The sequence below is a fragment of the Cardinium endosymbiont of Philonthus spinipes genome, from assembly GCF_964030745.1.
Taxonomy (GTDB): domain Bacteria; phylum Bacteroidota; class Bacteroidia; order Cytophagales; family Amoebophilaceae; genus Cardinium.
The window spans coordinates 829190-844802 of the sequence record NZ_OZ034918.1 but is presented as its reverse complement, the minus strand read 5'-3'; the positions used below and the strand labels follow the sequence as shown (position 1 = coordinate 844802).

Below are 15613 nucleotides of genomic sequence, written 5' to 3'. Positions count from 1 at the left end.
TAATCAAATAATAGATTTATAATCTATTCATTTATGCACTATCATATTTTCTTTCTGACCACACTAAGGGTTAGCCTTGAGTTTAGATAGATGTCCATCTACATAAAAAGTATGGTCTCTCATAATAGCAAATACCTGTCTAATAAGTTTATTAGCTACAGCAATAAGAGCCACTTTACCAGGTTTCCCTCTTTCTTTTAACCTTTCATAAAAGTCTTTACAGGCCTTATTAAAGCGTATAGCTGACCATGAAGCTATATAGAGCAAAGAACGCAATTGCGGGTTCCCATGACGATTAATATGACCTTTTTTTCTTACCGATGAGCCTGAATGCTCATAAATAGGTGCCAAACCGACATATTTAGAAAACTGTTTAGCGCTTTCAAAATAATTACCTCCACCAGTGGAAACGATAAGCTCCATAGTGGTTCTATCGCCAATCCCTTTAATAGAGCTAATGCGTTTATAGAGATCCTGATAAGTTTCCTGTGTAATAGAAAGCATTTGCTGCTCTAATATAACTATTTGTTCTTCCAAATAGGATATAGTGTGTTTGACCATAGTCAAAGATACAGTGTCTGGTTTAGGCAACACACTAAAAGACTCTAGCAAGTTATAACACATCGTCAATTGTTTCTTCAACTGAGCAAGAAGTGTTTTTTGTTGCTTTAAGGCTTGTATACTTGCTACAGGCATTTTGTAGGGTTTAGGCTCCATCTTTGATCCATACAGAGCAATAAGTTCCGCATCTACCTTGTCAGTTTTCGTTATATGGTTCACTACCTTAGTAAAGTGTTTGATTTGCTTAGGGTTAATAACTGACACAGATAGGTCAGCTTCTAAAAGCATCTTTACTAATAAACAACCATAGTTTCCAGTCGCCTCTAAAACACAGTGATCTAAGCATTTATCAAGTTTAGACAAAAAGATTGCAATGCCATTTGGATCGTTCTTATACGTAGCCGTAGTATAGACTTTACCTTTAGGGAAAGCAGCTACAAAACTACTTTTTGCTATATCGATTCCTATGTATTTCATATTATTAGATGTTTGTATTAAATTAATTCATCTCATGAACTATCGTCGCACACACGGGCTTTAATGGCCAGCGAACTATTCAGTTTTTAAGATGAAAAGAGCTGGGGGCTAAACGTTAAGCGCGGTATCTAATACCAGGTACAATGCGACCTTATTCCAGCTCTTTAATAAGATAGTCTTATTTAATACAAACGTACGACGTACAATAATTCCCCATATCAAAGGAGACCCCAATTAAGCTTAACAATTTATTCGAAAGTTAACAAATTTTTCTGCCACAGAATTGAACAGATACGATTCGTGTTCCTGTGATGGTTCTTAAGTTGACGTCATTACCCCTACAAACAGGACAGGATGCATTAATATCTAACCAACCTTTAATGCATTCTTTATGATAATAACACTTACATTTACACGGGAGTTGGCATAGATTACCTGTACTTTCACGGCATATAGCGCATATTTCTTGTAGTAGTGATTCTATCTCGATAAAGGAAGAAAACTCTTCTAAGGCAGAGATCATAGCTGGATTACTTGTTTCTACTACAAACTTGGTTTTTTTGTTAATGCAACGTGTATTATTTTTATCACTTATCGCTAGATTAAATAAGGCCATCAACAACTCTATATGTTCATGCTCTATGGCACATATGATCCCATAAATCCAGCCTTTACCTAATTCACTGGCAGAACATTTAGGATAGTTTTTTAACGCGTTTATGAGGTAATCTAATGCTTTTGAGTTATTTAATAATTTTGCATTTTTTGGTAGATCTGGTAACAATACACTACTATCATTATCATTAGATGCTACTAGAAACTTTATTGTATCAGAAAGGATATTGTAAGTATATAACGAAAAACCAGAATTTGGTCCACTTCTTAAATTAAAAATTAGATTTAAAATATGGCTAACTGTTCCAGTTTTTAACCTTTCTCTATCTACTTCATCTCGATCCGGATAATAACACTTTAATGCCATGGTTAGAATATTAATTTCAGGTTGACTCTGATACATCAACTCTGGACTCGGGACTGGGTTAGCTATAGTATCAACCAGATTACATACCTTATTTGTGATTACACGTAATACTTCTAAAGCATGATTCATTGATGCCCATAACATTGTTGGTAGTACAGGTTTTCCTTCAAAGTTTGATTGATCATTTCCTGGTTTGTTTACATAGAGTATTCTGTCTTGTCCATTCATATTACGCTCAAAAATAAACCCTAACAACGATGAATTATTAGTTTTTATTACGTAACCTTGTATGTTATTTATAAGCTTTCTAAATTTATTGTTATTAATAATAGGATCCGCAAACAGTTTATGGTTGGGTTCCATTATTGAATTTATTATGTCAATTATAAAATTTATATTATTAAATTCAGATTCAGTATTAAGCTTTTTTAATAAGGATAAGCTTTCAGGTTGTATTAGGTCATTGTACTTTTCGACTAGATATTCTTGAACAAGTGGATCAACTAGTGTGGAGTATTGTAAAGTTATACCAAGGTCCTTTAGACTATCTTTATCTTCCCGTATAAGTTGTGCAATTCTTTCTAATGACGTAAAAATATCTGCTTTAGTATCCGAACTTTTTTCTATTCGTATAGAAGAAAAGTATTGATCTATATGTTTCTTGCACAGCTCTAATATTTTGGCTTGTTCGGAGTTATGACCAGAAACAGAACCACTGGGATGACTTTGAGTATTACGATTATCCGAATCAGATCCATCCCTATTATCCTGATTCCCCATCATATTATTAGGTTGGATTAATCCATTACAGGATGCGATAAGAAGCAAAAAAACAAAATACTTTTTCAAGAAGTAGTATTTTTGAATAAAAAGATGAAAATACGAGCAGCTGTATAACGTATAAAAATACGTTGCAATTTTCAAAAAATATTTCGAAAAAAGCAAATAGCCCACTAGAATTTTACCAAAATATCTCCTCTGTCCTAGCCCATTTGCGTCCAAAATCTAACATTTCTATTCACTTGAAAGAATAGTTTCAATACAATCTAAAAATTGTACATAATTTCCCAAAAAATCACGCATCATAGGTCATCTAGTAGTCACCCTATTCCTCCCACTCCTCCTGGCTATATCTACTCGTTAAGTTAACTGAACCAGCTTTTTTAACAATTAAATCATAAGTAGCATAGGCAGCTAATACAGACTTTCCAGAAAAAGCAATACCCACTTCTACTACTTCCTTTACATGAGGATGTTGTAATAGTTCAGTATGATAGGATTGGTCTTTGATTTGTTGTAATGCAAGCTTGCCTGAATTTTCTAATTCTTCCTCTTTGCGAACCTGCTTAAACTCCAATAAAATCGCCTTTGTATCTTCTTTGGGAATTAATAGCACATCATAACGGCCTAAGCCACTTTCTCGATTCGAGCGTATATAGTGGGTTATACCCAAACTGGCTAGCATGCCTAACACAAACCCATGGTAAAAACCTTCGGATGTTTTACTTTGTTTTGTATCAAAATAACTAACACTACGGCGTAAAAAATAGCTAAGCTGTTCTACAAAAGTTGGTACATCACCAACTACCAAATGTTTCAAAAAAGAATCATATTGACGCTTTCGTTCAAACTGACGAATGAACCATTCTTGAAAAAATGTGCTATAGAGTCGCCATATTTCATAATTAGGAACTTTTATCCTACAATCATATACATTCGTATAAGCGCTTAACTGGCTTGTTTCAAAAGTCAAATAGCCAGCAAACAATAAAAGGCTCCAAAAAGATGTATCATCTTTATCTAGGATATCAAAAGCAAGATGTTTGTTGATAGATATATCTAAGGATTCTCCTCGCATCAACTGCTCGAATTGTTCTTTGATATCCGAATGAGCAACAAGTATTTTTTGTTCGATTAAGTTATTATTACCCGTATTGACCCAATAGACATCAAATCGACCTTCCTCACTCAAACAATAAATAATAGACCAAGGATTATACATCACTAAATCTCCTACTCTATAACCATTATACCAACTTTTTACTTGATCCATACAAATAGGAAGATCTTGTTTGCTAAACAAATCTTGAACTTCTACTTCGCTCAAACCAAAATGGCTGCTATAACCTTGATCTAAAATGGTATAAGTTTTCAGGTTATTCAATCCAGATAGCATGCTATCCTTTGAAACACGCAATATGCCTGTTAAGACTCCTTTTTCCAAGTAATCATTATCTTTTAAAGCAGCACTAAAGAGATTGCGCATAAATGCAACCATAGCGTCTAAGTAATCTGAATTACCGTAAGCTTTATTAAGAGGCGTATCATATTCATCTATTAGAATATAAACCTTCTGGCCATGGTGTTGGTAAAGGCATTGACTGAGTAACTCTAAAGAAACTTCCAACTCTTGCTGATTGGCTTCCTTGTTGAGGATAGTATGTAATTGACCTAATTGTATTTCATTGATTTTATCGCTTTTTAGCAAATAAGCATATGAACTATAAACTCTCAAGATCAAACTATATACCGCATTATAAGCCCCTTGAAAACTATCCGCATTAACATCCTTAAAACTTAGCATAATAACTGGGTACTTACCTTGATGTTGATCAATGTATCTACCACCTTCTAACTTGCTAATCGCTAGATTATCAAATAGACCTTTTGTACTTACACCACTAACCTCTGAAGAAAAAAAATGTTGCAGCATAGACATATTCAGCGTCTTGCCCCAACGACGAGGACGGGCTATTAGCGTAACCTCATCACCACTTTTTAGGAAATCAGCAATCATGGCTGTTTTATCACAAAACAGATAATCGTTAGATACCAACTTATGAAAGTTACTAACTCCAATCGGTAATTTTTTCATGATGAGAAGAGTTAAGTATTATTTAGAAATAACGCACAGGTTAATTTATATTTTATTTAAACTAAACTAAACTAGTTTAGTTTAAACTAACTCAATTTAACTTAAACTAGTTTAGTTTAAACTTTTCTACTTCTGAACGTAAAGAATTTAAAAGATACTTCGAACAAAGCTTCCTCCTAGATACATTTTCGTCAAAATAAAGAAATAATTTTTCTAATAGATCTGACATCTCTTTGGTAAATGGTACCGTAATCTCCTTGACATACTTATTACTTACGGAAGAAGGAACTATATCCTCCGCCTGTCTAACTATATCATCACCCTTTTCTGTTATACTAGGAATAACTCTATTTTTTTTAAAACTAGACATAAGATTCTACCTCTTTTTTTAGATTTAGCATTTCAATTTTGGACTTTAAGTCATTCATTTCTATAACCCCTAGACCTTCAGATGAAGCTACTTTATATACTTTTCTATTGTAAACCCTAATCTGAGAAGGAACTAAGATATGTGTATAATCTTTAAAAAAGAGTTCTGCATCACTAATAGATTGATCCAAGTAATGAACTGAACAATTATTTAGTATGTAAAAAGTTTTTCGATTATTATTTTGGAACTGCGTATCTTCTAATAATCCATAAAGCTCTTCTATGACTTCAACATCATTTTGAGAAGGTGTAAATGGGATATATACAATATCAGAAATCAATAGCGCTGTTCTTAAACTCTTACTATCACTACCTTGTACATCGATTATTACAACATCATAATTTTTGGAATCTTCAATAACTGAATTTTTTAAATCATCTACCTGAATAGAAGAAAATATCTTAGGTTTATCTGAATGATACTCATTACGTCTAGATACCCACTTAGAGCAAGTTCTTTGACGTATATCGCAAGCTATAATCTTAACTTTTAGATTACTATGTACGAAAGAAACGGCCAGATTCTGAGTCAACGTCGACTTTCCAGAACCCCCTTTTACTTGTAAAAAAGCCACTATGATCCCTCTTTCCATATTTTAACAAAAAATATTAAACCAAACTAGTTTGGTTTAAACTAATTTAGTTTAGTTTAAACTAAAAACTAATATACAAGGTAATGCTATTCCTATAATTTCAATAACACCAACAACTACATTTAACTCATGTGACGCACAGTCCAGTAACCGTATTCTACTCTAGAATTGATCTTTTTTCCTACCCGTTCAAACCCAATTTCTCTTAGCGCACTTCCAACTAATTTAGTATTCAGTCTGATAGCAGTTCCAATAATATTCTGCAAATATCTAGGTATATCCGTAGCTGTCATAAATTTTCCTTCTCCTTTAGTAGCAGGGGAAAGATACTGTACGATCAACTCAGCCTCTGTAGACTTAGTAGTAAATTGATTAGAACGATCTGCCAATTCTAGCAATTCCGCTTTACTTAATTCACCACTACTCGCATCTAATTTGTACAAATGATAAGCCTGCTCCCATGCTCTCTCTAAAATATACTTTGCTTCATCATCTAAATATTCAATAGAATCTACCTCAAAACTAATCCATCTACTATGACCCAAATCTGATCGTAAAAACTCAACATCATTGATACTACCTAAAAAAGAAGCTATACGAGAAGCGGTTATTTCATCTTCTTGGTAAGGCAAACGGACGTTAACATAACGCTGTGACAACCAAGTTTTGATCACATGGGCATTAGAACGAAGTTGATGCAACTCATCTAAGTTTATAATGAAGTTCCTGATCAACGACTTCTGAGCATCCTTCTCATTACTAAGAATCGGATTGCTATTATAGTACCTTATAAGAGAAGGAGGCATAAAAACTCACAAAAATAACTCTTACCTATGTTTTCTTTTACAGAACATAAAATCAAGGCATGTTTATTAATTCCTTCAGGTTCAAAAACAGTACGAATAGCCCTAATCATCCACTTCTTAAGGTGCGTATACCAATAGCTAGAATGAATAGAAGTAGGATTTTTTAAATTAACGTAACTGGCCAAAATAGATATGTAATCTTTACTTAGATCTAAGATACTATCATCAAAAGACAAAAAATAGGACTCTATCGGATTAAAGCGTTCTACAAAAAAAGATTTTAATATGCAGTTAATTAGTCGCCCCTGAAGTAAGAATACTTCAGGGGCGACTAATTAGACAGACCCTTGCTAGAGAAGAATTCGTGAATCAAATAGAACCAATTTTTTGTACAAAATACCCATATCTTTTTAAATCACTATACATAATTCGCTCAAAACCAGCTTCTCTTAGCGCACTGCAGGAATGTTTTTCTTGTAATAAGGCGTAGATTATGGCTAATAGCACATAGAATAGCATTGAGTTTGTCTCCCAATATTCCTTTCAAGTAGTTAACCGCTAATTTACCATCAGATTTCATATGACCAATATGTGGTTCAATAGCAGATCTTCTTTTTAGTGCTTTTTTGAGACTAGGCGTTATACCTCTTTTAGAGCCGCTTATAAATATATTACATTGACTATTAGGTATATTATGACCTCTGTAACCCCTGTCTACGAAGACGTGTTTTACCTGAGTACCAGATAGTTTTTCTGCTTGTAATAAACTTCTATGCAAGGTATGTCCATCATATTCATTAGGATGTAAAGCTTCCGTTGATACAATCAAGCCTTGTTTATGGGTGAGCGTAAATTGCACCTTACAACCATACTCATAGGGATTTAAAGCCTTACCTTTACTTACGCAGTAAACAGCAGGTTCATGGATACTATAGACTTTATTTTTACTTTTTTTTGATTGGTTAATAATCCTTTTACTTATAGAAAGCAGATGTCTAAACTGGGTGCGTATTGCTTCATCACACGATTGTATAGAGCGTTCTACATCTCTTACCACCCGACCAAGATAGTTTTTTAATGTTTTAACGCCTTTGGCTAAACGTTTAAACTGTTTAGCATGTGCATAGCCATCTACTTTACGTTTGATAGCTGGCCCTAGACGTTGGTAGGTTTGACGGAGTTTAACGCCTGTTTTCTTAGCTATAGCCACTAGTTTTTGTCTAGCCTTATTAAGCAACGAAGAATCAGTTGGATAGCGAATATTTTTCTCCATTACAGTAGTGTCGGATATCACTTTTTCAAGTTCTTTTGGGCAGACTACTTTTTTTTTAATGGCTAATTGTATAGTCATCGATAAGATCTTATTAAGACCTTCTGCTCCCAATCTTTGACGCCAACGAGTTAATGAACTAGGGTGACAAGCTGCCTTAATCTGAAAATAATCATAGCCACAAAGGTATTGCCAATAAGGATTTTCTACCCATCTAGAAACTACTTGTTCATCAGAAACTTGGTACATATGACTGATAATGAGTAGACCTACAATCAAACGAATAGGTAAAGGAGGTTGACCGGGTCCATAGCTAAAGCTGCGGTCTAAATCTGATTCTAAGGATTGCCAAGGAATGGAATCAGCTAACTGAAATAAGGCGTGTTGGGGATTAAGAATCCCAGATAAGCGTTGCTCAAAAAGCCTACCACAAGAATGATTTATCCTCTTAGATTTCATCCCTATTTTGCAAGGTTTTATACAAAAAAACTCTAAAAATGGTTATTATATATAATATAATATACGGGTTTTTATATTCATAAACAAATAAATATATAATATTTCAGGGCCGACTAAATATCCACAATAAATTCGAAACAGCATGTATGCTAATAAGCAAGCCCAAGCTAGGCAAAAACCAAAATATACTGCACAATATTAATCCAAATAAAAAATGCTCACTTAACTTAGGTAATAGCGTTAGCTTTGTAAATAAAGGAAGGTGGTAGCCAATATGCATAAGGCTAAAAGATAACGAAGAAAGAAACGCTACTAAAGCATATAACTTCCAGCCATGATGGCGTGCCTCATATAGTATAAATCGGGCAATGAGTTCTTCGATCAACGGACTTACAAAGCAACCATCTAGTATATAATTCCAAAATTTAGTTTTTACAAAAAAGCCACATACAATAGAAATAATAGCTAGCATGCTGTACCTAAAATAGATTTTTTCATGTATACAATACAAATCAGGCAACCACTTTTTGTAAACAAACCCAAGTAAGGATAAATAGACAAGTGCACGCAATAAATAGGTAATCCGATATATATGGTTGCTTATGAATTCAGGATAATTAAGATGGTAGATCATAATACAACCCCGTGTAACTACCCCCCATACTATACAAGAAAATAATGCCAAAGCAAAGAAGGTGTATCGATCCCTTTTTATTTTTTTACTGAAAAAGAGACTCATAATGACTAGTATTGATAGAAATTGGGAATAATGAATATTTATGGACCTTAGCGGCCTACTCAATTATTTAATTGGCTTAATGTCATAAATAATCACTGGAAGCAAAATCTACAATGGATTAAGGAAGATATAAATACTTCCCCAAGGTTGGAATGCCTATTTAGAATTTATAAGTAAGCTGTAGTGATGAAAGATGCTTACCGTAATCACTATAGTTTCTCGTTCCATAGATCCCTTTGTTAATATTTACCCTATCACTAGAATTATCCTTTTTATCACCTTCCCCTTTATCACCTTGTTTCGTGCACCCAGAAAAGCTGATCAGTAGCTTTTTGCGTTGGATTTTAATTTGTTCTTCCATAGCAATTATTTTATTTTAAAATATAATTATCTAAACCAATTACCTAGTCCTAGGCGCTAGTACCAGTAGTTAGTTTAATAAAAAAAATGACTAAAACAAATTTATAAACCAGGATAGTATAGCACTATTTTTTAATGTAGTGCACACTACAAAGCATTACCATGGAGCGCCTAATTCAGAAGCAATCTTAAGCACCCCGTATAAATTGGAAATAGCATGTATGCTAATAAGGAAACCCAACCTAGGAAAAAACCAAAATATACTACAAAGGGCTAACCCAAATAAAAAATGTTCACTTAACTTGGGCAGTAGAATCGGCTGTGTCAATACAGAAGGATCAGGGGAAATATGCATAAGGCTAAAGGTTAAAGAAGAAAAAAACGCTACTAAAGCATATAACTTCCAGCCATGATGACGTGCTTCATATAGTATAAATCGGGCAATAAGTTCTTCAATAAATGGACTTACAAAACAACCATCTAGTATATAATTCCAAAATTTAGTTTTTACAAAAAAGCCACATACAATAGAAATAATAGCTAATATACTGTACCTAAGATAAATTTTTTTGTGCGTATCATACAAAACAGGCAAGCGCTTCTTATAGATATGGCCGAGTGTAAACAATAACAAAATGGCACGTATTAAATACTTAACACGATATAGTGGATAACCAGATAACCAAGTTGGGTAATCTACATATTTCCTGTGAGCGGCCACTAAAATGTCACAACTAAATAAGCATACCCCCCATACTATACAGGGAAATAATGCAAAACAAAAGAGCGCTCGCCATTCCTTTTTTATTATTCCCATAAAAACTAAGATTCGTAATAAAGTAATACTCGATATTGATAGAAAGGCAACAGTAATAAATAGCTTCTAACCCTAGTAAGACTATTCAATAGCTTAAGGAGGTGCATAGCCCTAAGGAAAATTAAAATATACAAGGAGAGATATTACTTCTCTCCTACCTTTAACTCGTTAAAACTTATAAGACAATTGTGATGCATACTGCTCAGAATGTCCATTAGGATTGCTTATCCCATAGGTACCTTGACCAGTACCTACCCTATCAGTAGAGTTACTTTTATCCGTCTTATCAGTATCATCTTTCGTGCACCCAGAAAAGCTGATCAGCAGCTTTTTGCGTTGGATTTCAATTTGTTCTTCCATAGCAATTATTTTATTTTAAAATATAATTATCTCAACCAATTACCTAGTCCTAGGCGCTAGTACCAGTAGTTAGTTTAATAAAAAAAATGACTAAAACAAATGTATAAACCAGGATAGTATAGCACTATTTTTTAATGCATTATTCATACTACCAGCATTACCATGGAGCGCCTAATTCAGAAGACATATTAAATATCAACATATTCTTCATGAAGTTAAAAAGTTAAAATACTATAGCTAGATTAGCATGAATAATACCTATTTTCCTGTAATGTCCATAACTGTTGATACAAACTGACCGGCTGGTGCATAAGTTGCTCATGTGTTCCTTGTTCAACAATTTTACCGTCATGTAACACAATAATCCGATCCATATGCTTAAGCGTTGACAAACGGTGGGCAATAGCAATCACAGTTTTTTGTTGTTGATCCAAGAGCCAGTGTAGACTATCTTGAATGAATTTTTCAGTTTTACTGTCCAGCGCAGACGTAGCCTCATCTAGTATAAGAATAGGTGCATTCTTTAAGATGGCACGTGCAATGGCCACACGTTGACGCTGTCCACCAGAAAGTTTAATCCCTCTTTCACCCACATAGGTAGCATACTGCTCCGGTAACGTACTGATAAAATCATGGATATGTGCTTTTTTACTGGCTTCTACCACTGCTTCATCTGTAGCATCTAGATTCCCATAACGGATGTTTTCCATAAGGGTACGATGAAATAGCGATATATCCTGCGGAATAACAGCAATCTGCTTTCTCAATGAATCTTTGGTAACCTGTTGAATATTTTGCCCATCGATCAGAATGGTACCCCGCTCATAGTGAAAATAACGTAAAAGTAGATGCACTAAAGAAGATTTCCCAGCTCCGGAATGGCCTACTACACCTATTTTTTCACCAGGTTTAATCGTGAGACTAAGATTTTCAAAAACAGGTTTTTGAGCCACATAATTAAAGTATATGTTTTTAAACTCCAGACCGGGATGTTTAATCTGTAGCGGCCTGGCATTACTGGCATCCACGCTTTTTTCAGAGCACCAAAGTACAGATAATGCACTTTTCAAATTACCCATAACGTGTGCAAAATCTTGTAAAGAAATGGTAATATGCAAAATTTCTTCAGAAGCCAGTAAAAGAATGCCAAATAATTGAGCAAAATCTCCTACCGTAATGCTACCTATCATTTTTAAATGCGTCATATACCATAGCAGGACTGTAAATAACAATAAACGCAACCCACCAGCTACCATCTTAATTTTAAAACTGTGTTGATAGACCCGCACCTGTTTCGGAATGCAATCATTAATAATATAGCAATCTAAAGATTTAAGTTCTTTAGCTTTGGTAACAAAAGCTAAAATATTTACCATATTACTAATATTATCCGCAATCATACCCATAACGGTATGTCTACTTTCTGTGACTGCACAGGAAAGCCGTTTTAAGGTTAAAGAAAATACATACATGCTATAGATAAAAACTATACTCCATACCAAAAAAAACAAACCGATTTTATAATTAATGAACATAAGCAGCGCTAGGTTAACCATACTTTTAAGTATGCGCAAACCTAGTCCACGGTGTAGACCATCCCATAATCTATCATAACCATCTACAATACCTTGCAATTTACTATGAATGGCTCCCGTAAGATTATTTTGAAAAAAGCTATAAACATGATGTTGTATATTGTCATAAGCATAAAGTAAAATAGCCCTTCTTACATAAGGCACTGCTTTACCTTCAGCAAAGTGGTTGATGCGCCAAACCAATTCTAACATGAACTGAGCAATTAAGAAAATTGCTATGGGAAGCGTCATACTGCGATAGGTAAAGGTGGGTAATAGCGTCATGGTATCTAAAAAAAGCTTCAGTGCATAGGTATATGCAAAAGGATAAAAACTAGCTGCAAGAGGCGCTATGCACATTACAAGATAGTACCATTTATAGGGTCGAATATGCCGCCAAAAAAAAGTAATAATTGATCGGTTTTGCATAGCATTAGGGGGCTTTATACCTGATGGTGCTTAAGAGATGCATATACCCCACTATCTACTAAGCCATGGTCTAAGATAAGAAATCCTTGTTCCATAAGCCCTAAGGCCCATGCCCTGACTAAAATATCATATTCAGTAGATGGATCTGCTAGCAAATTAGTGGCTAAAGCAATAGTTAACATTTGCTGATATGGTGCTGTAAGGTCTATCTGCTGGTTGGTTATCAAGTGGATAAGTCTATGCTTATCCTGTCTAACCCAATCAGGATAGATAAGCTTTAAGGAGGGTTGTTCTACTGCGTTAGGATTCGGTTGCATATAATTTAGTTTTAATTTGACGAAGTATTTGATTCCCTTGCGCACTTAATTCTAATAGATCATCTGATCTATGCATCAATCGGGTTCTTTGCGTAGGATCTAGCAACATAGCTGCAAGTGGTAAGGCAGCAGCAGTCCCATAAGGGTTCGTTCCACCAGTATAAGGCCTATGGCTTTTAGGAATAAATGTGCGCAAGAATTTTCTATGGAGTGGCGCAGTATCTATCAAATGGGCAACAAACTTATGTGTCCTTCCATGGTACATGATATGCGTGCAATGAGCATATCGAACCCGCTCTATAGTAGCTTCTGGACAATCCATAAAGCGAATCATAGAAGTAGCGTCATGCGCTATGGTTAACCTTGGCGTATAGTTTTCTGGAACGCTAATGGCTAAGGAGAGGCCTTGCTCATTAAATGTAACTAGTAACGCTACGTGTATATCTTTTGCTAAGGTAGTATACCTAACCTCTAGTCCATTATGCGTATGGTCCCAATAGATTGGTTTTTTGATATCATCTATCGGAATGGTTAGGCCTAGTAAGCTTTGGGAACTTGCTGTAGGTGCATAGATGGTAATTTTCTTTTTTTCATGGATGATCAGTCCAGTTTTGGGATCAAAAGCCCAGCCTTGTGCCAACTTTACATAAGCAGGCGCTGTGTGTAGGCGCAATCGATAAGCATCTGGCAGGGTGATTTGCTTCTTTTGCATTGTGTGCTTATAGCATACTTGCAAGCATTGTTGGTCTATGCTTATTTTGATGACCATATCTTTATTTTCGGCTTGTAAGACACCACCTTCAAACGTTGTACGAAATGGAAATGCTATATCTATGGCATCCGTTTTAAAAAAGTAGTTGTAAGCAGTTACCAAAGAAAGGGATTCCCAGGAATTGATAGATACTATGCCCCAACGTGCGTGTAATGAAGTAATGCGATCAATGGGATTACAAAATCCCCATGGAACACGATTGGCACAATAGTCTAATGCATATTTATAAAGCGCTGTGGAAGCCCCCTGGCTTTGAATAGCAGGGTCTACGAAGATATTAGTTGCCCACATAGCATTATGCCAACGTTGAAAAAGCATAATACCGCCTTTAATGCTATTAGCTATTTCGAGAATGGCTATATGCTTTGCTACCGCAATTGCTTGCTTAAAGCAAGCGATATCCTGGAGATTGCACGAAAGAAATCGTGCTTGAATATTGGCATCTATAAAATGATCGATCTCTGAGCGGAGTAGTGGCCTGACTATAAAACCCTGGTATTCCATAAGCTAACGTATTACTAAACAATGAATCGCCTTTAACGCATGAAAAATATGATAGAAGCTAGAAGGTTCAATCAACAAGCTATTTTTTGCAGCTAATTTTTTGAGGAAAAGATTTTGAACATGTGTAATAAACCCCAATGGGTCAAGTGTACCTGTAGCTGCACAATTTTCTATCACCGGCAAGCCCAAAGCCTTACGTAACAACATACAAATCAACAGTGCAAGTGGAAGTTGAGCAGAAACTGTATCTATGATTTCACAATCATATTGATTATCTAAGTCTGCACTCAATTGAAAGTGTACATTTTTAAGCAAAAATAATATTTCTGGAAAGAGCCTAGATACAATGGCTTTGATGTAGGGCAATTCTTTTACTAAGGCCTTCCCAATTGCACCAACACCCGAATCATTGGCATTGCTTTGATTGGTTTTTCCACACAATTGAATAGGTATGACGATAGCTTGTCCGTTGGCTAAGCCAATTAAATTGATACCTACTGTGGTATTTTCCTGTAAATAAAAGTCACGACACATTATGGGTATATTATTGTTTATAATCTTAATAGCCTTTATTAGTTAATATGCTAATAATTTTTATAACAATAAAATGTCCACTCCACCAATCGATGTCAACCTCTCTTGTAAAGAGGGTAAATTAAGGAAGTTATTGTAGCAAGCTGAAGCCGTTCCAATTAGAAAAAAGGTTTTCGGTTTACAACCCTCTACTAGTCCAATCACCGGCTAGCTGCTCCTGAGCAGCAGCAACAGGAGGAGGAACATCAACAGCAACGGCATCATGATCATTATCATCAGCAGCAGCAGCCATAACAACAGAAATAGCCCCTATACAAGCACCAACAAAATAGCCATAACCAGGACCAAAAAAAGTCATAGGGCCAAGGGCAGTACCACCAAAAACAGCACTAGTAGTCACAACAACAGCAGAACAAATAACCTGGCATGTAGGAGCAGCTAGTATATTTTGCCTAGCTCTAGCACCACATCCAGTAAACAAGATTAGGAACCCGACTAAAAAACGCTTCGTCATTACATTTAAAGACCGTTACAATAAAAATCAAGAAGTTTAGTAAAAGGTCCCCTCTCGTTTTCATAAAAGATTAGGATGGCGCTCATAACCACCATCCTTATTTTAGAAAATAAGGATAGCAAATAAACCAGTAAAAAAACCTTGAATCTTAAAGAAAAAAACCAAAAAGCTTGAACCAAACACAGAAGGGAAATAATATTTAAAATAAATGAGGTAAGAAGAGAGGGAGCGTACTCGCTCT

Annotated in this window: 14 protein-coding genes and 1 pseudogene; all 15 read right to left on the bottom strand. The window is 35.1% G+C overall.

Annotated features, from left to right (window positions below; translation table 11 throughout):
- Nucleotides 1-63: 63 nt before the first annotated feature.
- The 15 genes and pseudogenes from AAHM81_RS03590 to AAHM81_RS03520 all read right to left on the bottom strand — a co-directional run bounded on the left by AAHM81_RS03590 (nucleotide 64) and on the right by AAHM81_RS03520 (nucleotide 15372).
- Nucleotides 64-1038 (bottom strand): IS110 family transposase, encoded by a 975-nt coding sequence (locus tag AAHM81_RS03590; RefSeq protein ID WP_342265138.1) that lies wholly within the window; start codon nucleotides 1036-1038, stop codon nucleotides 64-66.
- 259 nt (nucleotides 1039-1297) lie between these two features.
- Entirely contained in the window at nucleotides 1298-2869 is a 1572-nt protein-coding gene (locus AAHM81_RS03585) for an RING finger domain-containing protein (protein ID WP_342265137.1), read from the bottom strand.
- A 256-nt stretch (nucleotides 2870-3125) separates the two neighbouring features.
- Nucleotides 3126-4895 (bottom strand): AAA family ATPase, encoded by a 1770-nt coding sequence (locus AAHM81_RS03580; RefSeq protein ID WP_342265136.1) that lies wholly within the window; start codon nucleotides 4893-4895, stop codon nucleotides 3126-3128.
- A 362-nt stretch (nucleotides 4896-5257) separates the two neighbouring features.
- Nucleotides 5258-5917 (bottom strand): division plane positioning ATPase MipZ, encoded by a 660-nt coding sequence (locus AAHM81_RS03575; RefSeq protein WP_342265135.1) that lies wholly within the window; start codon nucleotides 5915-5917, stop codon nucleotides 5258-5260.
- Between the two features lie 122 nt (nucleotides 5918-6039).
- Nucleotides 6040-6723 carry a VapE domain-containing protein gene (locus tag AAHM81_RS03570; protein ID WP_342265134.1) on the bottom strand — a complete coding sequence of 228 codons (684 nt, stop codon included), beginning with the start codon at nucleotides 6721-6723 and terminating at the stop codon, nucleotides 6040-6042.
- A 460-nt stretch (nucleotides 6724-7183) separates the two neighbouring features.
- Nucleotides 7184-8452 (bottom strand): annotated as a pseudogene (locus AAHM81_RS03565) (IS5 family transposase); the annotation flags it as partial.
- A 103-nt stretch (nucleotides 8453-8555) separates the two neighbouring features.
- The gene (locus AAHM81_RS03560) at nucleotides 8556-9086 is read right to left on the bottom strand and encodes a CPBP family glutamic-type intramembrane protease (protein WP_342265133.1); all 531 of its coding nucleotides are present in this window, start codon (nucleotides 9084-9086) and stop codon (nucleotides 8556-8558) included.
- 265 nt (nucleotides 9087-9351) lie between these two features.
- A complete protein-coding gene (locus tag AAHM81_RS03555) occupies nucleotides 9352-9552 on the bottom strand; it encodes a hypothetical protein (protein WP_342265132.1) in 201 nt (66 codons plus the stop codon).
- A gap of 156 nt (nucleotides 9553-9708) precedes the next feature.
- Nucleotides 9709-10368 carry a CPBP family intramembrane glutamic endopeptidase gene (locus tag AAHM81_RS03550; RefSeq protein WP_342265131.1) on the bottom strand — a complete coding sequence of 220 codons (660 nt, stop codon included), beginning with the start codon at nucleotides 10366-10368 and terminating at the stop codon, nucleotides 9709-9711.
- A gap of 168 nt (nucleotides 10369-10536) precedes the next feature.
- Nucleotides 10537-10728 (bottom strand): hypothetical protein, encoded by a 192-nt coding sequence (locus tag AAHM81_RS03545; RefSeq protein ID WP_342265130.1) that lies wholly within the window; start codon nucleotides 10726-10728, stop codon nucleotides 10537-10539.
- 242 nt (nucleotides 10729-10970) lie between these two features.
- Nucleotides 10971-12731: an ABC transporter ATP-binding protein gene (locus AAHM81_RS03540; RefSeq protein ID WP_342265129.1), complete on the bottom strand. Its 1761-nt coding sequence runs from the start codon at nucleotides 12729-12731 to the stop codon at nucleotides 10971-10973.
- A 14-nt stretch (nucleotides 12732-12745) separates the two neighbouring features.
- Complete coding sequence (locus tag AAHM81_RS03535; protein ID WP_342265128.1) at nucleotides 12746-13048, bottom strand: hypothetical protein; 303 nt, start codon at nucleotides 13046-13048, stop codon at nucleotides 12746-12748.
- A complete protein-coding gene (locus AAHM81_RS03530; protein ID WP_342265127.1) occupies nucleotides 13032-14324 on the bottom strand; it encodes a GNAT family N-acetyltransferase in 1293 nt (430 codons plus the stop codon). The genes AAHM81_RS03535 and AAHM81_RS03530 overlap by 17 nt, the downstream gene beginning before the upstream one ends.
- Before the next feature lie 3 nt (nucleotides 14325-14327).
- Complete coding sequence (locus tag AAHM81_RS03525; RefSeq protein ID WP_342265126.1) at nucleotides 14328-14858, bottom strand: hypothetical protein; 531 nt, start codon at nucleotides 14856-14858, stop codon at nucleotides 14328-14330.
- Between the two features lie 178 nt (nucleotides 14859-15036).
- On the bottom strand, nucleotides 15037-15372 hold the full coding sequence (locus AAHM81_RS03520) for a hypothetical protein (protein WP_342265125.1): 336 nt from the start codon (nucleotides 15370-15372) through the stop codon (nucleotides 15037-15039).
- Nucleotides 15373-15613: the final 241 nt, after the last annotated feature.

Excerpts from the sequence above, each read along its gene's own strand:
- AAHM81_RS03590 (WP_342265138.1), bottom strand. The coding sequence starts at position 1,038 with ATGAAATACATAGGAATCGATATAGCAAAAAGTAGTTTTGTAGCTGCT.
- AAHM81_RS03580 (WP_342265136.1), bottom strand. The coding sequence starts at position 4,895 with ATGAAAAAATTACCGATTGGAGTTAGTAACTTTCATAAGTTGGTATCT.
- AAHM81_RS03575 (WP_342265135.1), bottom strand. The coding sequence starts at position 5,917 with ATGGAAAGAGGGATCATAGTGGCTTTTTTACAAGTAAAAGGGGGTTCT.
- AAHM81_RS03570 (WP_342265134.1), bottom strand. The coding sequence starts at position 6,723 with ATGCCTCCTTCTCTTATAAGGTACTATAATAGCAATCCGATTCTTAGT.
- AAHM81_RS03560 (WP_342265133.1), bottom strand. The coding sequence starts at position 9,086 with ATGATCTACCATCTTAATTATCCTGAATTCATAAGCAACCATATATAT.
- AAHM81_RS03555 (WP_342265132.1), bottom strand. The coding sequence starts at position 9,552 with ATGGAAGAACAAATTAAAATCCAACGCAAAAAGCTACTGATCAGCTTT.
- AAHM81_RS03550 (WP_342265131.1), bottom strand. The coding sequence starts at position 10,368 with ATGGGAATAATAAAAAAGGAATGGCGAGCGCTCTTTTGTTTTGCATTA.
- AAHM81_RS03545 (WP_342265130.1), bottom strand. The coding sequence starts at position 10,728 with ATGGAAGAACAAATTGAAATCCAACGCAAAAAGCTGCTGATCAGCTTT.
- AAHM81_RS03540 (WP_342265129.1), bottom strand. The coding sequence starts at position 12,731 with ATGCAAAACCGATCAATTATTACTTTTTTTTGGCGGCATATTCGACCC.
- AAHM81_RS03535 (WP_342265128.1), bottom strand. The coding sequence starts at position 13,048 with ATGCAACCGAATCCTAACGCAGTAGAACAACCCTCCTTAAAGCTTATC.
- AAHM81_RS03530 (WP_342265127.1), bottom strand. The coding sequence starts at position 14,324 with ATGGAATACCAGGGTTTTATAGTCAGGCCACTACTCCGCTCAGAGATC.
- AAHM81_RS03525 (WP_342265126.1), bottom strand. The coding sequence starts at position 14,858 with ATGTGTCGTGACTTTTATTTACAGGAAAATACCACAGTAGGTATCAAT.
- AAHM81_RS03520 (WP_342265125.1), bottom strand. The coding sequence starts at position 15,372 with ATGACGAAGCGTTTTTTAGTCGGGTTCCTAATCTTGTTTACTGGATGT.